The 24682-nt window shown below is 62.4% G+C and carries 20 protein-coding genes; 18 read left to right on the plus strand and 2 right to left on the minus strand.

Translation table 11 applies throughout. The annotated features are described in order from the left end of the window. Positions 1–521: 521 nt before the first annotated feature. The 8 genes from J1C56_RS16350 to J1C56_RS16385 all read left to right on the plus strand — a co-directional run bounded on the left by J1C56_RS16350 (position 522) and on the right by J1C56_RS16385 (position 11042). Positions 522–1424 carry a LysR family transcriptional regulator gene (locus tag J1C56_RS16350; protein ID WP_214391105.1) on the plus strand — a complete coding sequence of 301 codons (903 nt, stop codon included), beginning with the start codon at positions 522–524 and terminating at the stop codon, positions 1422–1424. Between the two features lie 102 nt (positions 1425–1526). Beyond that, positions 1527–2504: an agmatinase gene (speB, locus tag J1C56_RS16355; protein ID WP_214391106.1), complete on the plus strand. Its 978-nt coding sequence runs from the start codon at positions 1527–1529 to the stop codon at positions 2502–2504. Between the two features lie 35 nt (positions 2505–2539). Beyond that, on the plus strand, positions 2540–3559 hold the full coding sequence (lipA, locus tag J1C56_RS16360; RefSeq protein ID WP_214391107.1) for a lipoyl synthase: 1020 nt from the start codon (positions 2540–2542) through the stop codon (positions 3557–3559). After that, positions 3550–4653, plus strand: coding sequence for a glycine cleavage system aminomethyltransferase GcvT (gene gcvT / locus J1C56_RS16365; RefSeq protein WP_214391108.1), 1104 nt, complete (start codon positions 3550–3552; stop codon positions 4651–4653). Before lipA ends, gcvT begins: the two co-directional genes overlap by 10 nt. A gap of 11 nt (positions 4654–4664) precedes the next feature. Beyond that, positions 4665–5030 (plus strand): glycine cleavage system protein GcvH, encoded by a 366-nt coding sequence (gene gcvH, locus J1C56_RS16370; protein WP_214391109.1) that lies wholly within the window; start codon positions 4665–4667, stop codon positions 5028–5030. A 10-nt stretch (positions 5031–5040) separates the two neighbouring features. Continuing rightward, positions 5041–7893, plus strand: coding sequence for an aminomethyl-transferring glycine dehydrogenase (gene gcvP, locus J1C56_RS16375; protein ID WP_214391110.1), 2853 nt, complete (start codon positions 5041–5043; stop codon positions 7891–7893). A gap of 435 nt (positions 7894–8328) precedes the next feature. Further along, positions 8329–9588, plus strand: coding sequence for a serine hydroxymethyltransferase (gene glyA / locus J1C56_RS16380; RefSeq protein ID WP_214391111.1), 1260 nt, complete (start codon positions 8329–8331; stop codon positions 9586–9588). A gap of 68 nt (positions 9589–9656) precedes the next feature. Continuing rightward, positions 9657–11042 carry an L-serine ammonia-lyase gene (locus J1C56_RS16385; RefSeq protein WP_214391112.1) on the plus strand — a complete coding sequence of 462 codons (1386 nt, stop codon included), beginning with the start codon at positions 9657–9659 and terminating at the stop codon, positions 11040–11042. A 12-nt stretch (positions 11043–11054) separates the two neighbouring features. Here the strand turns inward: J1C56_RS16385 and J1C56_RS16390 are convergent, their stop codons facing one another. Next, positions 11055–11681 carry a TetR/AcrR family transcriptional regulator gene (locus tag J1C56_RS16390; RefSeq protein WP_214391113.1) on the minus strand — a complete coding sequence of 209 codons (627 nt, stop codon included), beginning with the start codon at positions 11679–11681 and terminating at the stop codon, positions 11055–11057. A gap of 178 nt (positions 11682–11859) precedes the next feature. Here J1C56_RS16390 and J1C56_RS16395 point away from each other — a divergent pair, with 178 nt between their 5' ends. The 5 genes from J1C56_RS16395 (at position 11860) to J1C56_RS16415 (ending at position 17383) form a co-directional block, all read left to right on the plus strand. Beyond that, on the plus strand, positions 11860–12786 hold the full coding sequence (locus J1C56_RS16395; protein ID WP_214391114.1) for a BMP family protein: 927 nt from the start codon (positions 11860–11862) through the stop codon (positions 12784–12786). A gap of 92 nt (positions 12787–12878) precedes the next feature. Beyond that, a complete protein-coding gene (locus J1C56_RS16400; RefSeq protein ID WP_214391115.1) occupies positions 12879–14429 on the plus strand; it encodes an ABC transporter ATP-binding protein in 1551 nt (516 codons plus the stop codon). Then, positions 14429–15520, plus strand: a complete 1092-nt coding sequence (locus J1C56_RS16405) for an ABC transporter permease (protein WP_214391116.1) — start codon at positions 14429–14431, stop codon at positions 15518–15520. Before J1C56_RS16400 ends, J1C56_RS16405 begins: the two co-directional genes overlap by 1 nt. After that, positions 15520–16458: an ABC transporter permease gene (locus J1C56_RS16410; RefSeq protein ID WP_214391117.1), complete on the plus strand. Its 939-nt coding sequence runs from the start codon at positions 15520–15522 to the stop codon at positions 16456–16458. Before J1C56_RS16405 ends, J1C56_RS16410 begins: the two co-directional genes overlap by 1 nt. Position 16459: 1 nt before the next feature. After that, on the plus strand, positions 16460–17383 hold the full coding sequence (locus J1C56_RS16415; RefSeq protein ID WP_246591446.1) for a polysaccharide deacetylase family protein: 924 nt from the start codon (positions 16460–16462) through the stop codon (positions 17381–17383). 157 nt (positions 17384–17540) lie between these two features. On the opposite strand, the gene J1C56_RS16420 is transcribed toward J1C56_RS16415, so the two are convergent. After that, positions 17541–18473 carry a LysR family transcriptional regulator gene (locus J1C56_RS16420; RefSeq protein WP_214391118.1) on the minus strand — a complete coding sequence of 311 codons (933 nt, stop codon included), beginning with the start codon at positions 18471–18473 and terminating at the stop codon, positions 17541–17543. 90 nt (positions 18474–18563) lie between these two features. Between J1C56_RS16420 and speB (J1C56_RS16425) the strand changes: the two genes are divergently transcribed. From speB (J1C56_RS16425) to betA, 5 genes are all read left to right on the plus strand, one after another. After that, on the plus strand, positions 18564–19535 hold the full coding sequence (gene speB / locus J1C56_RS16425) for an agmatinase (protein WP_214391119.1): 972 nt from the start codon (positions 18564–18566) through the stop codon (positions 19533–19535). Between the two features lie 28 nt (positions 19536–19563). Then, complete coding sequence (locus tag J1C56_RS16430) at positions 19564–21072, plus strand: aldehyde dehydrogenase family protein (RefSeq protein ID WP_214391120.1); 1509 nt, start codon at positions 19564–19566, stop codon at positions 21070–21072. Positions 21073–21192: 120 nt separating this feature from the next. After that, positions 21193–21360 (plus strand): hypothetical protein, encoded by a 168-nt coding sequence (locus J1C56_RS16435; RefSeq protein ID WP_214391121.1) that lies wholly within the window; start codon positions 21193–21195, stop codon positions 21358–21360. Between the two features lies 1 nt (position 21361). After that, positions 21362–22825, plus strand: coding sequence for a purine-cytosine permease family protein (locus J1C56_RS16440; protein ID WP_214391122.1), 1464 nt, complete (start codon positions 21362–21364; stop codon positions 22823–22825). Positions 22826–22841: 16 nt separating this feature from the next. After that, positions 22842–24527, plus strand: coding sequence for a choline dehydrogenase (betA, locus tag J1C56_RS16445; RefSeq protein WP_214391123.1), 1686 nt, complete (start codon positions 22842–22844; stop codon positions 24525–24527). The last annotated feature ends 155 nt before the right edge of the window (positions 24528–24682 follow it).

The following is a 24682-nucleotide window of genomic DNA, read 5'->3' on the forward strand; positions in this document are numbered from 1 at the left end:
CCCGTCGGCCCTCGACCGACTAAAACCGAACAACTTCGTGATACGGCTTCAAGAGGGCTCGATGCGGACGAGTGGCAGCTTTGGGGCTGTCACCGTCGTCCGCCAACGGGGTAATGAGCTGACAAGGTAAACTTCGCCCGAGGACCGCGAAGCGGGACTGCAGCTTACCGCCCAGCGGTTCTGAAGAACAGACCGTCCGGATACGGCCCCGCTGCTGACACCATCGGTGCGCCGCTGGCTGCATTCGGCAATGTCGACTGGCCGTCCAGCTCGCTATCGATGGCGCGACCTGGTGGTAGTTGTCGATTTTAGCCGCTGCCCAGTAGAGCACCCACAGCACCCCGTCTCACGCGAGACGGCTTCGCCTTGCCATGGCGCTAGTCAATTGGCGACAGTTCCGACAAGAGTACACATTCTTAAGAAATTGGGAAATCTGGTCTTCATATCGATGATATTGATCCAACCGATTCGGCCCAGTAGTCTCGTCCGGTAGTTGCCAAGCTTTGCGGGAAGGCGTGCCGATGCGGATTTCACCAGGAGACATCAGGGCGCTGACCGTGTTTCGCGCGCTTGTCGATCATGCCGGTTTCATGGGCGCGCAACTCGCGTTGGGCATGAGCCAGTCCACAGTCAGCTTCCATCTGAAGTCGCTCGAGGAGCGGCTTGGCTTTGAACTTTGCCGGCGTGGACGCCGTGGCTTCGAACTGACCGAACGAGGGCGCGCAGTCTACGATGCGTCGAAACCGCTTGCCGCGTCGCTGTCGAGCTTCGAGGGCGCGCTTGGCGCGCTCCGCCATCAGTTGGTTGGAACGCTGCGGGTAGGGGTGGTCGACAATACGATCACGGACGAAAACCTTTCACTGTCTGTGGTCATTGGCAACTGCATGCGCCGCTCGCCCGAGGTCGAAATCCTGCTGACGGTCGCCGCTCCGGAAACGCTGTTCGTCGAGCTCGCCAATGGTGGCGTCGATATCGTGGTCGCACCCCAGGTCGACGCGGTCGCGGGATTCGAGCAGGTCGTTTTCCATGAAGAGCTGCACTCGCTCTATTGCGGCCGCAGCCATGGGCTTTTTGGCACGAAGCCATCAATCGCCGAGGCCGAGGCATCGAACTTCGTAGTCCGGCCTTATGCGCGCAGCCGCGAGCTGGTGCATTTTCCCAATGCGAGGATCAGGGCACTGGCGTCGAACATGGAGGCACAGGCCGCCTTCATACTGAGCGGCGAGCTGATCGGATACCTACCCGAGCACTTTGCGCGCCACTGGGTGGAACGCGACCTGATGCGGCCGATCCTTTCGCCCGATACACGCATTGCCTCGCTGTTCGTGGTCGCGACGAATGGGAGTGCTGACCAATCGCCGCTGCAGCGGCTGTTCCAGCGCGAGCTACTCCAGCAAGGGTCGATGCGCGGCGAAGCCAACTAGTTGCTTCATATCGAATCCGTCGATGTGAAGGCCACTGAATTCAGCTTTTCAACATGACGTTGGCATGGCTTGCTCTTTCCAGACACTGGCAAGGAGCGTCCAATGGCACATGGATATGAAAGCGGTAGGCTCGACCTGCCATTCGTCGGCATCGCGACTTTCGGCAAGCGCCCATACATTCAGAATTGGGACGCCATCAATGCCGATGTCGCGGTGCTTGGCGCGCCGTTCGATTTTGGAACACAATGGCGTTCCGGCGCGCGTTTCGGCCCGCGTTCGATACGTGAAGCCTCGACCCTGTTTTCGTTCGGCCATGCCGGAGCATACGATCATGAGGACGACGCCACCTATCTCGGCGGCGATGTTCGCATCGTCGACATTGGCGACGCCGACATCATCCACACCGATACGGTCAAGAGCCACGCCAACATCAAGCATGGCGTGCAGAAAATCCTGGCTGCCGGCGCACTTCCCGTCGTCCTCGGCGGAGACCATTCGATCAATATCCCATGCATCGATGCCTTCGAAGGACGCGGTCCGATCCACGTGCTGCAGATCGATGCCCATCTCGACTTTGTCGACGAGCGGCATGGTGTTCGCTTCGGTCATGGCAGCCCGATGCGTCGCGCCGCCGAAAAGGACTACGTGACCGGCTTGACGCAGGTAGGCATCCGCAATGTCTCGTCAACCGCCAAGGAAGGCTATGATGCGGCCCGCGAAATGGGATCGGACATCCTGTCGGTTCGCCAGGCGCGCGCGCTCGGCCCCAAGGGAGTCGCCGAGCGTATCCCGGGCGGCGCGCGTGTCTACGTGACGATCGACATCGACGCCTTTTGCCCTTCGATCGCGCCCGGCACGGGCACACCGAGCCATGGCGGATTTCAGTATTACGATGTGCTGGAACTACTTCAGGCAGTGGCGCGGGAACACGACATCGTCGGCATCGACCTGGTCGAGGTCGCGCCCGACTACGACCAGTCCGGATCGACACAGATCCTGGCCGCGCAGGTGCTGTTGAACCTGCTTGGCTTCATCTTCGCGGCGCGTGCTGCCAATCCCGCGCTTCGTCCCGGCGGCTGAGGTTGCTCGACGTCCAACGAAACAGGATCGCAAAGATGTCTGGAACGTCGCCTGGAAAGGTCGATCCTTTCGTTGAGGCATCCGGTTCCACTGGGACCGCGCAGAAGCGAGTTCGCCATCCCGAAAAGGCACTGCGCGAACCGAGCAGGGTTCCACGCAAGCCGAACTGGATCCGCAGGGCGGCGGTCACGTCGCCGGTGTATTTCGAGACCCGGCGCATCATGCGGGAAGCGGCGGTGTCCACCGTCTGCGAAGAGGCCGCATGTCCGAATATCGGAGAGTGCTGGTCGAAAAAGCACGCGACCATGATGATCATGGGCGAGATCTGCACGCGTGGCTGCGCCTTCTGCAATGTCGCTACCGGCAGGCCGAACGCACTCGACCCCGGTGAGCCGATGCGTGTGGCGGCTGCGGTTGCAAGGCTTGGCTTGCGTCACGTCGTGATCACCTCCGTCGACCGCGACGACTTGATCGACGGAGGTGCTGGACACATCGCAGCCACCATCCGGGCTGTCAGAGGGTTGTGCCCCGAAACCACGATTGAAGTGCTGACGCCGGACTTTCTGCGCAAGGGCGATGCCTGGCAGGAGGTCGCGGCCGCGAAGCCAGATGTGTTCAATCACAATCTCGAGACGGTGCCGCGGCTCTACCAGACGGTTCGCCCTGGCGCGCGCTATTATCAGAGCCTCAGGCTGCTCGATGACGTGAAAAGAGCCGGTCCGTCCATTTTCACCAAGTCGGGGCTGATGGTCGGCCTTGGCGAGAGCATCGCGGAAGTGGCGCAGGTCATGGACGATTTGAGAACCGCCGGAACCGACTTCCTCACGGTGGGCCAGTATTTGCAGCCGACGCCGCGGCATCATCCGATCGACCGGTTTGTCACACCTGACGAGTTCCGCAGCATCGAGACCGTCGCCAAGGCCAAGGGGTTCCTGACCGTCGCGGCCACGCCGATGACGCGCTCGTCCTACCACGCCGACGAAGGCTTCGCCGCATTGCGTGCCGCGCGACTGGCTCAGCTCGGCAACGCCAACACAAAGGGAGCATGGCGATGACGGGACAGCCGAAACGAACACCGCTCCACGACCTGCATGTCGAGCTCGGCGGCAAGATCGTCGACTTCGCCGGCTGGGCGATGCCGGTCCAATATCCAGCTGGCATTATCGCCGAACACAATGCGTGCCGCACCAAAGCCGCGCTGTTTGACGTCTCGCATATGGGGCAGGTCGAACTGCACGGGGAGTTAGCGGCAGCCGAGTTGGAGCGGCTGGTGCCGAGCGCCATGGTTGGGCTTGCGCCAGGAAAGGCGCGCTACACCATGTTCACCAATCAGAATGGCAGCATTCTCGACGACCTGATCGTCTCCAATGCCGGCGACCACCTGTTTGTGGTGGTCAACGCAGCGATGCGCGATCAGGATATCGCCCATATGCGCGACAACCTCGCCGGGATCAGGGTTGTCGAGCGCTCCGATCTGGCGCTGGTGGCGGTCCAGGGACCGAAGGCTGAGGCGGTGGTCGCGTCACTGGCGCCGGCTGCGGCACACCTGCGCTTCATGGAGACGGCCAAGGCCGACCTGGCAGGCATTCCCTGCCGCATCTCGCGCCTGGGCTATACCGGCGAGGACGGCTACGAGATCTCGATGCCGGCCAGCGAGGCGGAGAAAGTGGCCCGCGCGCTACTCGCCCACGAGGACTGCGAGCCTGCCGGCCTGGGCGCCCGCGACAGCCTTCGCCTGGAAGCCGGGCTTTGCCTTTACGGCAACGATATCGACACGCGGACATCGCCGATCGAGGCTCAGCTCAATTGGGCGATCCAGAAACGACGGCGCGAGGAGGGCGGGTTTCCCGGAGAGGAACGTATCCTGCGCGAACTGGCGTCGGGCCCGGCACGAAAGCTGGTCGGTCTGTTGCCGGAAGGGCGCGCACCGGCCCGCCAGTCCACGCAGATCGTCGATGCTGTTGGAGCGGTCATCGGTGAGGTGACATCGGGAGGTTTTGGGCCGACGGTGGGTGGGCCAGTGTCGCTCGGATACGTGCTGGCGTCGCATGCCGCCCCGGACACGCCAGTCAGCCTTGTCATTCGCGGCAACCCCGTTCCGGCCAGGGTCGTGTCGCTGCCGTTCGTTCCGCACAACTACAAGCGCTAGGGAGAGCCATGATGAGCACCTTTTACACCGACGACCACGAATGGGTTCGAGTCACCGGCGATCACGCGGTGGTGGGCATCACCAGACACGCCGCCGACCAGCTTGGCGACGTCGTCTTCGTCGAGTTGAGGGCGGCAGGCGAGCGTTTCGCCAAATCGGACGAGATCGGAGTGATCGAGAGCGTCAAGGCCGCGAGCCCGATCTACGCGCCGGTGGCGGGTGAGGTCATCCAGACCAACCAGGCAGTGGTCGATGTGACTTCGATCCTCAATGACGATCCGGAGGCAACCGGCTGGCTCTACAAGATCAAGCTTGCCGACGTCGCCGAACTCGATGGCCTGATGGATGCAGATGCCTATGCCGCGCTGATCGCGTGAGGAGGGTCCCATGTCGCTCAAACTGACACAGTACGAACCCTATGATTTTGCCAACCGACGCCATATCGGGCCGTCGCCTTCCGAAATGGCGGCAATGCTTGAAACGCTCGGCCTGCCGAGCGTCGACGCACTGATCGAAGAGACCATTCCCTCGGCGATCCGGCGCAGCAAGCCGCTGGCCTTTGGCCCGGCACTTTCCGAGCGGGACGCACTGCATCACATGCGCCAGGTGGCGGGCAAGAACCACGTGCTGACCTCGCTGATCGGGCAGGGCTACTACGGCACGACCACGCCGCCTGTGATCTTGCGCAACATTCTGGAGAACCCGGCCTGGTACACGGCCTACACACCTTACCAGCCCGAGATTTCACAAGGTCGGCTCGAGGCGTTGTTGAACTTCCAGACGATGATCTCCGACTTGACCGGCCTCGATATCGCCAATGCGTCTTTGCTGGACGAGGCAACTGCCGCGGCCGAGGCGATGACCATGGCAAAACGAGGCGCGAAATCGAAAGCCACGGCGTTTTTCGTCGACGAGAATTGTCATCCCCAGACCATCGCGGTGATCCAGACGCGCGCTCAGCCGCTCGATATCAAGGTCATCGTGGGCGACCCCGATGACATGGTTTCGGAAAACGTCTTCGGAGCGATCTTCCAGTATCCGGGCACGTACGGCCATGTGCGCGATCTGACCGGGGTCATCCAAGAACTGCACAAGGCGAGCGCAATCGCCGTCGTGGCTGCCGATCCGCTGGCCCTGACGCTGCTGAAGGCCCCGGGCGAAATGGGCGCCGACATCGCGGTCGGTTCGACCCAGCGCTTCGGCGTGCCGATCGGCTACGGCGGCCCCCACGCCGCATACATGGCCTGCCGCCAGGAGTTCGTGCGGGCCATGCCCGGCCGCATCATCGGCGTGTCGATCGACGCGCGTGGAAACCGCGCCTACCGGCTGACATTGCAGACGCGCGAGCAGCATATTCGCCGCGAGAAGGCCAATTCGAATGTCTGCACCGCGCAAGCGTTGCTGGCGGTCATGGCGGCGATGTACGCTATTTTCCACGGCCCGGAGGGCTTGCAGGCGATCGCCCAAAGCATCCATCGCAAAACGGTTCGGCTCGCCAAGGGGCTGGAGGAACTGGGCTTCAAGGTTTCGCCGGAGGCCTTCTTCGACACGATCACGGTCGAAGTCGGTGCCATGCAGGGCGTCATTCTCAATGCGGCCGTCGCCAACAACGTCAACCTTCGCAAAATCTCGACCGACCGCGTCGGCATCAGTCTCGACGAACTGACCCGGCCTGAGACCATCGAGGCGGTATGGCGGGCCTTCGGCGGCAACATGAAGGACGACAGCACCAAGATCCGCGAATACCGGCTGCCCGAAGCACTGATGCGCGAGAGCAACTATCTCATGCATCCGATCTTCCACATGAACCGGGCCGAAGCCGAAATGACCCGCTACATGCGGCGTCTTGCGGATCGCGATCTGGCGCTCGACCGGGCGATGATCCCGCTTGGCTCGTGCACGATGAAGCTCAACGCGACGGTGGAAATGATCCCGGTCACCTGGCCGGAATTCGCCAACCTGCATCCGTTCGCTCCGCTCGACCAAGCGCAAGGTTATGCCGAGATGATCGCCGATCTCTCGAACATGCTGTGCGATGTCACCGGCTATGATGCCGTTTCGATGCAGCCCAACTCCGGCGCACAAGGCGAATATGCCGGGCTGCTGGCGATCCGTGGATATCACCTTGCGCGTGGCCAGGGACACCGGGATGTCTGCTTGATCCCGACGTCGGCCCACGGCACCAATCCAGCCTCCGCCCAGATGGTGGGTTGGCGCGTCGTGCCGGTCAGGTCGGCGGAAAACGGCGACATCGACATCGAGGACTTCAGGGCCAAGGCGCGCGAGCATAGCGCAAACCTTGCCGCCTGCATGATCACGTATCCTTCGACGCACGGCGTCTTTGAAGAATCCGTGCGCGAGGTGTGCGACATCACCCACGAGCATGGGGGCCAGGTCTACATCGACGGCGCCAACATGAACGCCATGGTCGGGCTGGTGGCCCCAGGCGAGATCGGTGGCGACGTCTCGCATCTCAACCTGCACAAGACCTTCTGCATTCCTCATGGCGGCGGCGGGCCCGGTATGGGTCCGATCGGCGTCAAGCACCACCTGATCCCACACCTGCCGGGGCATCCCGAGACAGGTGGGCACGCGGGCCCCGTTTCGGCAGCGCCCTATGGCTCGCCCTCGATCCTGACCATTTCCTGGGCCTACTGCCTACTGATGGGTGGTGCCGGGCTGACGCAGGCGAGCAAGATAGCGATCCTGAACGCCAACTACATCGCCAAGCGATTGGAGGGGGCCTATCCGATTCTCTACACCGCGCCGACCGGACGGGTGGCTCATGAGTGCATCATCGACACCCGCGCGCTCAAGGAAACCTCGGGCGTCAGTGTAGAGGATGTCGCCAAGCGGCTGATGGATTGCGGTTTTCACGCACCGACGATGAGCTGGCCGGTTCCCGGCACGCTGATGATCGAACCGACCGAGTCCGAGCCGAAGGCCGAGCTCGACCGCTTCATCACCGCGATGCTTGCGATCCGTGCCGAAGCGCAAGCCATCGAAGATGGTGCGATTGACCGCGACAACAACCCGCTGAAGAACGCGCCGCACACGGTCGAGGATCTGGTTGGCGAATGGGAACGGCCATATTCCCGCGAGCAGGGCTGCTTCCCGCCCGGGGCGTTCCGCGTCGACAAGTACTGGCCGCCCGTCAATCGCGTCGACAATGCGTTCGGCGACCGAAACCTGGTCTGCACCTGTCCGCCGATGGAAGACTACGCGGAGGCCGCCGAGTAGCAGGCTGTCCCGGCCTGGCTCTCGATGGGGTCAGGCCGGCACCTGACCTGTGTCCGGTGCCCGGTTGACGCAAATTGGTCGGAGGAGACCACAAATGCCTTTCGCACGCGGTGTTGGCTGGATGGTCGTTGATCGTCGTGACGGTTCCGATACATCCGGGACGGAGAGCCGGAGCTTGAAACCGAGCGCCCCTGCTTTCTGGTCCAGAATCGTGACGGCTTTGGCTGCCGTCGCCTGGCTGGCCAGGGCGCGTCGGGCCGCCTCGGTTCGCAGCAGCGAAGTCCGCAAAACGCACACCACCTGACAACGTTCAACTGATCGCTGTGCGAGCTCGCGGCTCGCAGCGGGGGCTGGCGGTCATCCGCCGGCCACGGCGGCGATCTGTTGGCCAGTGTAATTGTACTCGACATCCAACAGGTCCCAAGGGAGGACATCATGCTGAACACCAACATGCCTGGCGACGCGGTCGTTGCCGCGGCCATCGAGCGCGAGCTCGACCGGCAGAAGAACCAGATCGAACTGATCGCCTCGGAAAACATCGTCTCCGCCGATGTGCTGGCAGCCCAAGGATCGGTGCTGACCAACAAATATGCCGAGGGCTATCCGGGCAAGCGCTACTATGGCGGCTGCGCGTTCGTTGACGAGATCGAGACGCTCGCCATCGAACGCGCCAAGCAGCTGTTTGGTGCTGGGTTTGCCAATGTCCAGCCGCATTCGGGCGCACAGGCCAACCAGGCGATATTGCTGGCGCTGCTCAACCCCGGCGACCGGGTGATGGGCATGTCACTGGCTCATGGCGGCCACCTGACACATGGCTCGCCGGTGACCATGTCGGGGAAATGGTTCGACATCGTCAGCTACGAAGTGCGCCAGTCGGACCAGCATATCGACTATGAAGACGTCCGCGCCAAGGCATTGGCAACCAGGCCGAAGCTGATCATCGCCGGCGCCTCGGCCTATCCGCGCGCCATCGATTTCGCCGCGTTTCGCAGCATCGCCGACGAGGTTGGAGCCTATCTGATGGTCGACATGGCGCATTATGCCGGCCTCATTGCCACCGGGCTCTATCCCGATCCGTTGCCGCATGCTCACGTTGTCACCACCACCACGCACAAGACCCTGCGGGGGCCGCGCGGCGGCATGATCCTGACAAATGACGAGGCTCTGGCCAAGAAGTTCAATTCGGCGGTGTTCCCCGGCAACCAGGGCGGCCCGCTGATGCATGTCGTTGCCGCCAAGGCTGTGGCTTTCGGCGAGGCTTTGCGACCCGACTTCCGCGACTATGCGGCCAATGTCGTCAACAATGCCAAGGTGCTGTGCGAGACGCTGCTGGCCGGGGGTCTCGACATCGTCTCGGGCGGCACCGACTGCCACATGGTGCTGGTCGACCTCAGGCCGAAGGGCGTCAAGGGCCGCGACGCCGAGCATGCCCTGGAGCGTGCGGGCCTCACCTGCAACAAGAATTCGATCCCCTTCGATCCCGAAAAGCCGGCCGTCACATCGGGCGTACGGCTCGGCACCGCGGCGGGAACAACGCGCGGCTTTGGCGCGGCAGAGTTCCACCGCATCGGTGAGCTGGTCTTGAAGGTCATCGACGCACTGGCATCCAACGGCGCGGAAGGCGACGCGGCCGTCGAGCAGGCGGTTCTCGCCGAAGTGCGGGGCCTCTGCCAGCGTTTCCCGATCTACCAGTAGCTCTTTCCACCAGCGTGCAGGGCGCAATCGCGCCCGGCGCGCCCCCTGCGATTCCCATGAGGCCGCGCATGTTCCTCAGCGTTTTCGACGTGTTCAAGATCGGCATCGGCCCATCGTCGTCCCATACAATGGGGCCAATGACGGCTGCGGTGCGGTTTCTCGACTTGCTGCGGCAGGCGGATGCCGCACAGGGTGCGGCAAGGCTGAAGGTGGTGCTGCACGGTTCGCTTGCTTTCACTGGCAAGGGCCACGCCACCGATCGGGCGGTGGCGCTCGGCTTGCTTGGCTATCTTCCCGCCGAACTCGATCCGGATGCGGCCGAGCGGCAGCTTGCAGAACTGCACAAGGACAAGATGCTGCGGCCGCTGGGCCTGCCTGCGCTGGATTTCGATCCCGCCACGGACATCGTCTTTGACTATGGCCCGGCCTTGCCGGGCCATGCCAACGGTTTGGTGTTCCAAGCGTTCGATGCGCAGGCAAGGCTTCTGCTCAGCGAAACCTACTATTCCATCGGCGGCGGTTTCGTCGTCACCGCGGCCGAACGCGAAGCACCCATGACAGCGGTTGCCGGCGAGACCGCGGCCTGGCCTTTTCCGTTCGAAAATGCGGCAACGATGTTGCGCATGGCGCGCGAAAGCGGGCTGTCGATCGCCGCGATGAAGCGCGCCAACGAAGCCGCCTCGCTCCCGGCGGCAGAGGTCGAAGCCGGGATCGAGCGCATCTGGGCGGTGATGGATGGCTGTATCGCGCGCGGGCTTGCGCAGGATGGCGAATTGCCGGGCGGGCTGCGGGTGCGCCGCCGTGCCAAGAAAATACGCGACCAGCTCGTCAATGAACGCGGCGCCAATTCGAGCCAGCCGCATGTCGTCGCGGACTGGCTCAGCGTCTATGCCATGGCGGTCAACGAGGAAAATGCCGCCGGCGGCAAGGTGGTGACGGCACCGACCAATGGCGCTGCCGGGGTCGTTCCAGCCGTCCTGCGCTACTATCTCGACCATTGCACCGGCGCCAGCCGGGCCAAGGTCCAGGATTTTCTGCTGACGGCCGCGGCGATCGGCGGATTGATCAAGCACAACGCTTCGATATCGGGTGCCGAGGCAGGCTGCCAAGGCGAGGTCGGTTCGGCAGCGGCGATGGCGGCGGCAGGCCTTTGCGCCGTTCTGGGCGGAACCCCGGAGCAGGTCGAAAACGCCGCTGAGATCGCGCTGGAGCATCATCTCGGCATGACCTGCGATCCCGTCGGCGGGCTGGTGCAGGTACCGTGCATCGAGCGCAATGGCATCGGTGCGACCAAGGCTGTGGCAGCCGCCTCGCTGGCGTTGCGCGGCGACGGCACACATTTCATGCCGCTCGACAACTGCATCGAGGCGATGCGACAGACCGGCGAGGAAATGAGTTCCAAGTTCAAGGAGACCAGCCTTGGCGGCCTCGCCGTCAACCTGCCCGAGTGCTGACAGACGCGATCATCATGTCGGAGCGCCGAACGCTTTTGCGAGGCCTGCAAGATCGGCACGGAAGGTGCGGTCAATCATCTCGTTGGAAATGTTGTCGTCCGCAATGAACTGAAAAAACCTGATGTTCTGCAGAGAAAACAATGTGTTGGCCAGAGCCGCTCTGTCGATGTTCTTCGCCAGCAAACCGTTGGACTGCAGATTTTCGATCAGCGAACCCATCAACTCGATCAGCACCTGATCCAGCTCGGCATAGGAGCGACCGAAATCCTGGCTGCCGAACTGGATGCTTGCCGCCAGCACCTCGCGCCAAGTCTGCTTGCTCAGATAGCTCATCGCGTGCTGGCGCAGGATCTGTCCGAACCATGCCACACTTTCGATCAGATCGCCGGGATCCTCGCGGATCATTGCCTCAAGCTGCGCGATCAGCAGCTCGTCGCTTTCGCTGACCAGCGCCAGCAGAAGTCCCGCTTTGTTGCCGAAGTAATTGTAGACCGTAACGGGTGACAACTTCGCCTCGGCCGCGATCGCTTCGATCGTCACGTCGGCATACTTCTCGGACTCAAATTTCACTCGGGCAATCTCGAGGATGCTTTGGCGACGGCCCGCCTTTTGCTCCTCTCTCAAACCTACTGACTTCATCTCTTCTTAGCTTTCCATTTCTTGGCCACTTTGGCGTTTTGAGGGAAAAAGGGCAAGGAATTTTATTGACAATAATTTTTTATAGCCTAAAAGTTTTGTCGGAATAAATCATCAGGGAGGATGAATTATGCTGAGGACAATTCTCAAGGGTCTGGGTCTCAAGAGCACGACGCTGGCCATGGCCGCGTTGGCGGTTACGCTGCCACAAGCACCGGTGCATGCCGACGATTTCAAAGTCGCGATCGTCCTGCCGGGTGTCATCACCGACAACTCCTTTAATCAGGCTGGATATGAGGGCGTCGAGCGTGCGGCGCGCGAGCTCGGGATCGAGTTTGCCTATAGCGAAAAGACCGCACAGCCCGATCAGCCCGAGGCGTTGGCTGATTACGCTCGCCGCGGCTACAATCTTGTCATCGGCCACGGCGGCGAGTTTCAGGATGCCGTGGATCGCATAGCGGGGCGGTTCCCCGATACCCAGTTTCTGGCAGTCAACGGAACCAAGGCGGGTGGCAACATCGCCATCATGAGCTTCGACTTCCCGGCACTCGGCTATGTGATGGGCTATGTTTCCGGCAAGGTATCGGAAACCGGGAAGGCCGGTTATGTCGGGGCCCAAAAGCTGAAGTTCTATGTCGAACTGGGCGAGGGGTTTGCCAAGGGCTTCACCGATGCGCGCCCCGATGGCGCCGTCTTTACCGCCTGGACGAATGATTGGGACGACGTAGCCAAGGGCAAGGAAGCCGCCTTGAACCTGATCGGTCAGGGCGCCGACGTGATCTTCGCGTCCATGGACAACGCCGTGGTCGGCAGCCTTCAGGGTGTCAAGGAAAAGGGCAAGATGGCGATCGGCATCTACTACGATGCGATTGCCGATTGGCCCGACACCGTGATCCAGTCTGCAGTCTTTGACATGCGCAGCGCCATGGCGGACATCATCACCACCGCCAAGAACGGCAAGCTCGAGGGCAAGGCCTACATCTACGGACTGGACTCGTCCAAAGCCACGCGTATCGGCACATATGGTCCTGCCGTGCCTCAGGAGGTACAGCAAGAGGTCGACGAAGTGATCAAGAAGATCATTGCCGGTCAACTCACCACGCACTGACCAAATCAGCCATTTGGCAGAAGAGGCAGCTCTTCACTGCCTCTTCGTCCCCTTCCGTCAGTACGTGACACCAGAACACTGGGTGATCTGTCGTGCGCACCAAGCAGGAACAGGCGATGAAGACGTTTGCGCTTCAACTTGACCGTGTCAGCAAAGTCTTTGGTGACTTCCGTGCCCTGAACAACATCGACTTGCGTGTCGTTGCGGGCTCAATCCATGCAATTCTTGGAGAAAACGGCGCGGGCAAGACCACGCTGATGAACATTCTCTATGGGCTTTACCAGCCAGATGGCGGCTCCATCACGTTGAATGGCCAGCCCGCCGTCATTCCTTCGCCCAGTGCGGCGATGGAGATGGGGATCGGCATGATCCATCAGCATTTCATGCTGGTAGACACGCTGACAGTCGTCGAAAATGTCGTCTTGGGCCTGCCGGGTCAGGGACTGCAGCTCTCGCTTGCCGAGCATGCTGCCCGGCTGACCGAGCTGAGCCAGACGTACGGGTTCGACATTGATCCGCATGTCGAGATCTGGAAGCTGCCGATTGGCATGCGCCAACGCGTCGAAATCCTCAAGGTGCTGTATCGCCAGGCGAACATCATCATCCTCGACGAACCCACCAGCGTGCTTGCCCCCAACGAGGTGGCCAGTTTCCTGGAGGGACTGAAACGACTGCGCGATGCCGGCAAGACGGTGATCTTCATCACCCACAAGCTCGATGAGGTGGCCGAAGTAGCCGACCGCATCACCGTCATGCGGCTTGGCCAGGTCACGGCCGAAACCGAGGTGGCAAGCATCACCACCCGCGACATGGCGCGGATGATGGTCGGACGCGACGTCGTACTGACGGCGTTCGAAAAACCGGACACCCCGCCGGGACCGCTCAGAGTCGTCGCTCGCAATCTTAGCGCCATCGACAACAGGGGCATCCAGGCGCTCAAGGATGTGTCGTTTGAGATCCGCTCTGGCGAGATTCTTGGCGTGGCCGGGGTTGATGGCAACGGGCAGGCCGAACTTGCCGAGGTGCTGACCGGCATGCGTGCGCCAAGCGCAGGCAGCCTGGCTGTGGATGGCGAGGACATAACCGCGCTGTCGGTATACGACCGCCGGCATCGGATCGGACTGTCTTATGTTCCCGAGGATCGGCACCACACTGGTCTGGTGCTTGATTTTTCGGTGATGAAAAACGCGATGCTGCGTGATTTCCGCGTCGCGCCCTTCTCGAAAAACGGCGTGCTGGACATGCGCCGCGCAAGAGAAGTCACCGATGCCTGGGTGAAGCAGTTTGACGTGCGTCTGCGCTCCGTCGATCAGGCGGTGCGGTTCCTTTCGGGTGGCAACCAGCAAAAGCTGATCTTTGCGCGCGAAGTCGAATGCCGCCCGCGTGTCATGGTGGTCATGCAGCCCTGCAAGGGGCTGGATGTCGGAGCCATCGAGGTACTGCAACGCGCCATCCTGAGCGAACGTCAACGCGGCACGGCAATCCTCTACATCTCGACCGAACTCGAGCACATCCTCAATGTCTGCGACCGCGTGGCGGTCATGTGCGCAGGTCGGATCACCGGAATTCTGCGCCCGCAAGACGCTACCGACGCTCGCGTCGGTGCCTTGATGGGTGGCATCAGCGAAGCGGAGAGTGCCTGATGCTCGACATCATACGCTACGTCTACATGCTGCGTCCGGTCTGGGCCGTGCTTGCCGCACTGTTTGTCGGTGCAGGCTTGATTGCGGTGTCCGGCGTAAACCCGCTCACCGCCTATTCCGAACTCTTTTCGGGCGCCTTCCTGGACTACTACGGCCTTGCCGGAACGCTGGTGAAGACCTCGCCCATCCTGCTGGCCGGCCTTGCCGTGATCCTGCCTTTGCGCGCCGGATTGCTGAACATCGGCGTCGAAGGCCAGATCTACATGGGCGGCCTGTTTTCGACCTTCGCAGCCCTGCTGCTTCCTCCCATGCCAGCAATGATCCACTTGCCGATCTGCATCCTTTTTGGGGCACTCGGAGGCGGGTTATGGGGGCTGATCCCCGGCTATCTCAAGGCGTTGCATGGTTTGAACGAGGTCATCGTCACCATCTTGCTGAACTTCATCGCGATCAACATCGTCAGCTTCGTGGTGGGTGGGCCGATGATGCAGGAAGGCGCCCCCTATCCCTATTCCGATGAAATCGGTGAACAGCTGTTCTTGCCGATCGTCCTGCCTGGCACCGACGCACATATCGGCTTTCTTGTCGGGCTGGTGCTGGCGGTCGCGATGTATTTCTTGCTGCGCTTCACCACGACCGGCTTCGCCCTGGACACGATCGGAAGCAACCCCCAGGCCGCTCGTTATGCAGGCATTCCGGTGCGCCGCTATGTCATGCTGAGCATGTTCGCTGCCGGCGCCATTGGCGGCCTGGCTGGGGCGCTGGAAATTCTCGGGTTGAAGCACCGGCTGTATCATCTGTTTTCGCCGGGTTACGGGTTCGATGGCATCGTCGTGGCCTTCATGGCCCAGCTCAACCCGTTGTTTGCTCCGGTCGCGGCATTTTTCCTCAGCGGCCTCAAGGCAGGAGCCCTGGTGATGCAGCGGGCCGTCGGGCTCGAAAGCACCGTGATCGAGGCGATTCTCGGCCTGGTCATCATCTTCGTCGCCGCCAGCCTTGCCTTCACCTACAACCGTACGTTCTGGAAGCTGCTTCTCGAACGCCGGCGTCAGGTCGAGGCCGACCTTGGCGCAAGCATGGGAGAGAAATAGTGGAGCAGCTCTTCGACGCGCAGTTCATGGCTGATTTCCTTGGCTCCAGCCTGCGCCTTTCAGTGCCGATCATCTTTGCCGCTATTGGTGGCGTTCTGGCCGAGCGATCGGGCGTGTTCAACATATCGCTGGAGGGCTGCATCTTGGGCGGCGCCTTTGGTGCCGCGGTAGGCACCTACCTGACGGGCTCGCCCTTTTGCGGGCTGATGCTTGGCATCACTGTTGCGGGATCGGTGGGTATCATGCTGGCGATGCTGGCGGTGGGGCTGGGCATCAACCAGCTCGTGGCGGGCATTGCGATCAACCTGCTGATGGTCGGGCTGACATCGTATCTTGCGCGCCTGATCCTGGGTGGCGATGCGACGTCGACCCTGCCAGGCTTTCACCCCATAGCGCTGCCTGGACTAGCCTCGATCCCAATCATTGGCCCCGTCCTGTTCCAGCAAGATATCCTGACCTACCTGATGTATCTGGTCGTGCCGGCATCCTGGTGGTTTTTGTACCGGACGCCTTGGGGGCTGAACGTGCGTGCGATCGGCGACTATCCCGTCGCTGCCGACAGTGCCGGCATCAGCGTTCCCTTCGTACGAACGGTCTGCGTCATCGTCAGCTGCATGCTGGCGGGGGTTGGGGGCGCCTATCTGGTGCTCAGCCAGGTGTTCGTGTTCACCGAGCATATGAGTGCCGGCAAGGGCTTCATCGCCTTGGCCGCGCTGATCCTCGGGCGCTGGAACCCGGTGGGGGCGTTCTTGGCCTGCATCTTCTTTGGCATGTCCGACGCGCTGCAGCTGCGCCTGCAGTTCACAAGCCCCGACGTGCCCTACCAGTTGTTTTCGATGGTGCCGTTCCTCGCCTCGTTGCTGGCGTTGGTGCTGCTGAGCGGAAAGGTCCGTCCACCTGCCGCCATCGGCAAGAAATACGTCAGGGGAGGAAAATAAGATGACACCGACGACCCAAGCCATGATTGCAAACCCGGTTCCCTGGCCGAATGGCGCACGCTGCGCCTGCTCGATCTCTTTCGACATGGATGCCGACAGCCTGATCCACATCGAACACCCCGAGGATGGGCACACCCGAGTCTCGGGGATCTCGATGCTGCAATACGGGCCTGAGATCGCCGTGCCCCGGATTGTCGAGACCTACCGCCGCCTGGGCCTGCGCCAGACGTTTTTCATTCCCGCCTGGTGCATGGAACGCTACCCGGCGGCGGTCGACACGATCCTCGCGGGCGGACACGAGATTGGCCAGCATGGCTACCTTCACGAAAACCCGTTGAAGCAAAGCCGTGAAGAACAGGCCTATTGGCTGGATCGCTCGATGGAGGTTATTCGCCGCATGACCGGGGCCGCCCCTCGAGGATGGCGCGCGCCGCTCTACAATTTCTCAAACCATTCGGCGGATCTGCTGGTGGAGCGCGGCTTTCTCTATGACGCGTCGCTGATGGGCGATGACGTGCCTTATGTTTTGACCACACCCAAGGGCGAACTCGTAGAACTGCCTTCTCATTGGGGACTCGATGACTGGCCACAGTTCGTGCAGTCCTTCGACCTGGACTACATGATGCCGGTCCGTGCCCCGCGCGCCGGGTTCGAGATTTTCCGCCAGGAGTTCGAGGCGGCCTATCTCTATGGCGGGCTTTGGGTACCGGTGGTGCATCCGTTCGCCACTGGCAGATTGGCAAGATGGCATGTGGTGGCCGAGTTCCTGGAAGAGGTATTGGCCCGCGGAAACGTCTGGTTCGCCCCCATGGAAGAGATAGCGGCGCACGTAGCCAAGGTGACGCGGGAGGGAAGCTTCAGTCCGCGTCGCGTCGCCGTGCCTCAATATGACGGACCGGTCAAACCGGTATCGAAGTTTGGCTGACCCCGCTTGGTCGACGGATCGTGCCTTGAATCTCGAACGCCTAACCGGGGAGGATGAGGGTGATCTCACGCGGCATCGGCTACGTGGTTGCGCAGCGGGATTGTGACAGCGGTGATGAAAAGTCGGACCCACAGCCGTGGCCGAGGCCGGCAGAACCTCAAAGCGGCCTGCGCACGCTTTTGGTAATGGCCTTTGCTAGGGTTTCGGCCGCGCGGGATGGTTTGTTGCGCGGGTAGGCGATGTGGAACATGTCCTCGAAAGTCATGCGCTCGGGGGCGAGCAGCCGCAGTCGGCCATTGCGCACCCATTCGTCGGCATAGTGATCAGGCAGAAAGCCGATATAGGCGCCTGAGAGGAGAAGCAGCAGCGTTCCCTCCATATGTGGTGTCGCGGCCGCCCAGGTAAAGTTCGCGCCGCAGATCGTCTCGTTCAGCATATAGGTGCGTCCGGCGAAGGATTGCGCCTCCAGAAGCTCGTCGCTGAGGTCGGCGTCGGGTGTCGCAAAGAGCGGATGTTCCTTGGCGCAATAGAGCTTCTGCATCTCGGAAAACACCGGCTGGCTGCGGAAATGCGGCGTGACGCTGCCGACCGAGGGCATGAGCACGATCTGGTAGGTGCCATTCAGCAGGCCCTGGTGCAGGACCTGCGGTGCGGCGACGTCGATCTCGAGATGCACGCGTGGGGCCTGGCCGTGGAAGGCGGCGAGGGCGCCCTGCAAGTCGAGATCGCGGTTGGTGATCATGGCGTCAACGGTGCCGAAGCTGAGATTCCCGGTCAGTTCGCCTTGCGCCTCGCCGATGCGGCTTTGGAACTTTTCCAGCGAACCGAAGAGTTCCAGCGCCGACTCGTAGACGAGCCGTCCCTCGTCGGTGAGCAGGAACCCGCTGCGGCCACGGCTGCAGAGGCGCAGGCCGAGACGCTCTTCCAGATGGCGCATATGGGTGGAGATCGTCGCCTGGGTCATTCCAAGCGCAGATTGCGCGGCGGAGAAGCCGCCATGCTGCACCACCGAGGCGAACACCCGCAGGAGCCTGAGCTCCGCGTCTCCTAGCGACAGATTGAGGACACGGTGGCGAACCTTGTTGATCATACATTGATTAATGCACAAGTGAACATGCAATCATAGATACTTTTAAACGTATCAGCCTTTGGCACACTCCTTCCACCGTGGAGGAGAAACATGGCCAGCAATTCTTATGAGACCGGACGGCTTAACCTGCCGTTCGTCGGCATCTGCACCTTCGGCAAATATCCCTACCAGCCGGATTGGGATGCCATCGACGCCGATGTGGCGATCCTCGGCGCGCCCTTCGACTGCGGCACGCAATGGCGCGCCGGCACCCGCTTCGGGCCGCGGTCGATCCGCGAGGCCTCGACCCTCTTTTCGTTCGGCCACGGCGGCGCCTACGACCACGAGGACGACGTCACCTACCTGCCGAGTGGTGCGGTCTCCATCGTCGATATCGGTGATGCCGACATCGTGCACACCGACACGATGAAGAGCCATGCCAACATCGAATTCGGCGTTCGCAAGATCCTTGCCGCCGGCGCACTGCCTGTCGTGCTGGGTGGCGACCATTCCGTCAATATCCCCTGCATCAACGCTTTTGCCGAGGACTGCGCGAAGAATGGGCCGATCCACATCGTGCAGATCGACGCCCATCTCGATTTCGTCGACGAGCGCCACGGCGTACGCTACGGCCATGGCAATCCGATGCGACGGGCGGCGGAAAAGCCCTATGTCAGCGGCCTGTCGCAACTTGGCATCCGCAACGTGTCGTCCACGGCGAAGGAAGGATACGAGGACGCCCGCAAGATGGGCTCCGACATCCTGTCGGTGCGCCAGATCCGGGCGCTCGGCACACAGACGGTAGCCGAGCGCGTGCCGGCCGGCGCACGCTACTACGTGACGATCGACATTGACGGTTTCGATCCGTCGATCGCGCCAGGCACGGGCACACCGTCGCATGGTGGCTTCATCTATTACGAAGTGCTGGAAATCCTTAGCGCGCTCACCAAGCGCGGCACGGTCGTCGGTATCGATCTCGTCGAGGTCGCGCCTGACTACGACCATTCCGGCTCCACATCCATTCTGGCGGCGCAGGTGCTGATGAACCTGATCGGCCGCGTCATGCATGCAAAGGCAACGTGAGGCCGCAGGCCTGCGAGGAGGACAGGACATGGACGAAAACGTCCGCAACTATCTCGACCACTATGGCGTCAGCGATGCGACCCGGCGGTTTCTGGCAAAGCCCCAGAAGATGTTCATCGACGGGGCCTGGGTGGAAAGTGGCAATGGCGCAAGTTTCGACGTCTACGAACCCTCCACGGGAGGCTTGGTCACCCGCGTGCCATCGGCCACGACCGAGGATCTCGACCGCGCCGTCAAGGCCGCCCGGCGCCAGTTCGACAGGGGTGCCTGGCGCCGCCTCAAGCCGCTCGAGCGCGAACGCCTGATCCATCGCCTCGCCGACCTGATCGAGAGCCATGCCGACGAACTGGCGGAGATCGAAGCCATCGACATGGGCAAGTCGGTGACGTTCGCCCGCGAGGTCGATATTCAAGGCACGATCGACACCTTCCGCTACTTTGCCGGCTGGGCCTCCAAGTTGCATGGACGCACTGTCGAGCCATCGCTGCCCGGCAACTACCTGGCCTATACCCGCAAGGAACCCTTGGGCGTGGTCGCGGCCATCGTGCCGTGGAATTTCCCGCTCCAGACGATGGCCTGGAAGCTGGCCGCAGCCCTTGCGGTTGGCTGCACCACGATCGTCAAGCCGGCTGAGTTGACCTCGCTTTCCACGCTGCGGTTCGCGGAACTGGTGCAGGAGGCCGGCATTCCGGATGGCGTGGTCAACATCGTGACGGGCCGCGGCAGCGTGATCGGCGCGGCCATGTCGACCCATCCCGGCATCGACAAGGTCACGTTCACCGGTTCGACGCCGGTCGGGCAGGAAGTCGGCCGCACGGCCGTTGGAAATCTCAAGCATGTCACGCTTGAACTGGGCGGCAAGTCCCCCGTCCTCGTGCTCGAGGACGCCGATCTGGCAAGTGCCGCGCGTGCGGTGGTCAATGGGGTGTTCTTCAACTCTGGCCAGGTCTGCGATGCCGGTACACGCGTCTATGTCCAGCGTTCGGTCCATGACGCATTCCTCGACGAACTGGTTGCCGTCACCCGCAGGCTGAAGATCGCGCCCGGGCTGGACCGCGACTGCTACATCGGTCCCCTGGTTTCGGCGCAGCAGAAGAAGGTGGTTTCCGGCTACATCGAGGCCGGTCGCCGCGAAGGCGCCGAACTGATCCATGGGGGCAAGAGCCTCGACCGGCCGGGCCATTTCATCGAGCCCGCCATCTTCGCCCGCTGCAAGCCCGAAATGAGCATCGTTCGCGAGGAGATATTCGGCCCGGTTCTGGTGACCGATGCGTTCGACGAACTGGACGACGCGGTCGCGCTGGCGAACGACTCTCCTTTTGGCCTGGCCGCGGCCGTCTACTCGAACGACCTGTCCCGCGTGCATGGGCTCATCCCGCGTCTGCATGCCGGCTCGATCTACGTCAACGCCCACAGCACCATCGATCCTGCCATGCCGTTCGGCGGCTTCAAGGCATCGGGCTTCGGCAAGGATCTGGGGCCGGAGCAACTGGATTACCTCATGGAGACGAAGGCTGTCTGGATCACGCTGCCCTGAGCGGCAGAAACACCTCCGGCCGCCGCGTATGGGCAGCCGGCTTTGAAGATCGGCGGCTGATGGAGCCGCGTGTCGTCGCGGAAAGACGCCTTAAGGCGCGGCGCGACAAGGGGAACGAGCATGGAAAACGATACCGCCTGGCAAAACGAACTGGCGCGGCGCGCCCGCATTTATGAAGACATCGAGGCCAGCGGCCGCTTCGAAGGCACCATGAGCGCGCTCGACTATGCCGCCGTGACCGCGCTGACGCTTGTGCTCGTCGTCGCCTTCTGGATCTGGGGGGCGTGAGATGACCGATCACATCGCCAACGGTACGCTCACTACCCTCGAAGCCGAGCACGAAGAAGCTGCCCGTCACCGTGCCGCTGCCGAACGCGGCGACGCGCCGTTGCTGCCTTCCGAGCGGCTCTGGGGTTTCTGGGAATTCACCTATGCCAATTCAGCACTTGCCATCGCCACCTGGGCCTTCCTGATCGGCGGTGCCATCGGCCTGTTCGTCGGGCCGAAGGAGGGTATCGCCGCCATCGTCATCGGCAACATAGTCGGCGTGGTGCTGACGGCGCTCGCCACCACCACCATGTCCGGCCGCTACGGCGTCGAGCAGTTCATCGCGCTGCGCAGCCAGTTTGGCTACAACGGCAGCCGCGTTGTCTATGTGCTGGCCGTGGTTGTGCTCACCATGGGCTGGCTTGCCGTGCTCGCCATGATGTTCGGCCGCTCGATCGACGGCCTGATGGCGCTGAGCGCCGGGGAGGCCGCCAACCCCACCGGCATCAAGATGATCATCGCCGCCGTCGGCGCCATCCTCGTCACCTGGTTCATCGTCGCCCGCGGGCCGACCTCGATCAAGTTCTTCAACATGGTCGTCTCGCCAGCCCTGGTGATCCTGATGGTGGTGATGCTTTATCTCATCCTCAGCCACCATTCCTTCGGCGAACTCCTGGCGATGCCGGCACTGTCGCCGCCCTTCGAAGACAAAACGCTGAATTTCATCGTCGCCGTCGAGGTGAACCTCGCCGCCGGTTTCTCCTGGTGGCCCTATATCGGCAACCTGGCACGGCTTACCAAGAACGAGCGTACCGCCTTCTGGCCAAACATTCTCGGCATCTTCGGCGCCGCAGCACTTGGCGAGATCGTCGGCCTTTTGGCGGCCGTGGCGCTGGGCGAAAGCGACCCGACCATCTGGATGACCAAGATCGCCGGTCCCGTCATAGGCATCATCGCGCTGCTCTTTGTTGCCTTCGCCAACATGACCTCGATGGCGAACATCCTCTACACCTCCATCGTCGGCCTCAGACAGGTGGGAACGGCCTCGGTGCGCGCCATATCCTGGGGTACCGTGCTCTTCCTGTTCTGCCTCATCCCGCTCGGGCTCGTGGTCGTCTATCCGCAGATGTATGACGGGTTCTTCATCTTCCTCGTCTGGACCTCGGCGCTCAATTCCGCGCTCGCCGGCATCGGCATCGTCGACTACTTCTTCCTGCGCGGCCAGAAGCTCGACATGCGCAGCCTGCACGGGCCGCAGGAGAATGGTCCCTATCGCTTCTGGGCCGGCTTCAACCCCATCGGGCTCTTCGCGCTCGCCGTCGGTTGCATCGTCTATGTCGCAGTCTTCAATCCGCAGACGCTCGCGAGCCTGCCGGCATTCAAATACCTCACCGCCTCGCTTCCCGCCTTTGTCGCGGCGGGTGCGGTCCACTACGTGCTGACCCGGCTGTTCGCCCGCGGGCGCGGCTGGGGCCAGTATCCGTAACTTCGGGAAAACCGTCATGACCGATACCTACGACTACATCATCATCGGCGCCGGCTCGGCGGGCTGCGTGCTTGCCAACCGGCTCTCGGAAGACCCTGCCACGAAGGTCCTCGTTGTCGAATATGGCGGCAGCGACAAGTCGATCTTCATCCAGATGCCGACGGCGCTGTCCATTCCGATGAATGGTGCCAAGTACAACTGGAAATACATGACCTTGCCGGAACCCGGCCTGGACGGTCGCCGGGTGCATTGCCCACGCGGGAAAGTCATCGGCGGCTCGTCCTCGATCAACGGGCTCGTCTACATGCGCGGCCATGCCAGCGATTTCGACGAATGGGAGGAGCGAGGCGCACGCGGCTGGCGCTATGCCAATTGCCTGCCCTATTTCCAGCGCGCCGAAAGCTGGCAGGACGGGGGCGACGCCTATCGAGGCGCTTCCGGCCCGCTTGCCACCAACGCCGGCAACAAGATGAAGAACCCGCTTTACCGGGCCTTTGTTGATGCCGGCGGCGAGGCAGGTTACATTACCACCGAAGATCCGAACGGCCATATGCAGGAAGGGTTTGGTCCCATGCACATGACCGTCAAGGACGGCGTGCGCTGGTCGACGGCAAATGCCTACCTCAAGCCGGCGATGAACCGGCCGAACCTCACGGTCATCACCCATGCCATGACGCGACGCGTGCTTTTGGAGGGCAAGCGTGCCACAGGCATCGAATACGAACTGGGCGGGGAGCGCACCGTGGCGAAGGCCAGCCGCGAGGTGCTGATCTCCTCCGGACCGATAGGCTCGCCGCACCTGCTGCAACGCTCCGGCATCGGTCCGGCCGCCGTGCTGCGCGAGGCCGATGTCGTGGTGCTGCACGATCTGCCGGGCGTGGGCGAAAACCTGCAGGACCATTCCGAAGTCTATATCCAGTACGCTTGCAAGGAACCGATCACGCTGAACGGCAAGATGGGCCTGTTGAGCCGCGCCCTGATCGGCGCGGAATGGCTGCTGTTCAAGAAGGGACTGTCGGTCTCCAACCATTTCGAGAGTGGCGGTTTCATCCGCTCGGATGCCTCGCTCGCATGGCCGGACATCCAGTTCCATTTCCTGCCGGCAGCCATGCGCTACGATGGCAAGAAGCCGCTCGAAGGCCACGGCTTCATGGTACTGACCGGGCCGAACAAGCCGAAGAGCCGGGGCTATGTGCGTCTGCGTTCGCCTGAAGCGCATGAGCAGCCGGACATCCTGTTCAACTACCTCGATCGCGAGGAGGATCGCGAGGGTTTCCGCCGCTGTCTGCGGCTGACCCGCGAGATCATCGCCCAGCCCGCTTTTGACCGCTTTCGCGGCGAGGAGATCGCGCCCGGCGCCAACGTGCGCAGCGATGACGAGATCGACGCGTGGGTGCGCGAGACCATGGAAAGCACCTACCACCCGTGTGGCTCCTGCCGCATGGGCGAGGATGCCATGGCGGTGGTGGACAGCGAACTCAAGGTGCACGGCATCGAGGGATTGCGGGTCATCGACAGTTCCGTCTTCCCGACGGAGCCGAATGCCAATCTCAACGCGCCGACGATCATGCTGGCCGAGCGCGCCTCCGACATCGTGCGCGGCAAGCCGCTGCTGGCTGCATCCAATGCCGAGGTCGGCATGGCACCGGGCGTCGGCGTCACGCAGCGCAGCGGCACGCCGGTGCGCGCAATGCGCCAATAGGAAGAGGCAGATGATGTTGCGCGGCATGGGCTACGTCATCGCGCGCCGGGATCACGAAGATCCCGAGGAGCCGCATGATTGGGCGCTCTTCATCGAAGCCCTTTTCCGCAAATTGCGGATCCGCCTTGCTGGCCGATCGGCTGGCTTCCCGGAAA

The sequence above is a fragment of the Aminobacter anthyllidis genome, from assembly GCF_018555685.1.
GTDB lineage: Bacteria > Pseudomonadota > Alphaproteobacteria > Rhizobiales > Rhizobiaceae > Aminobacter > Aminobacter anthyllidis.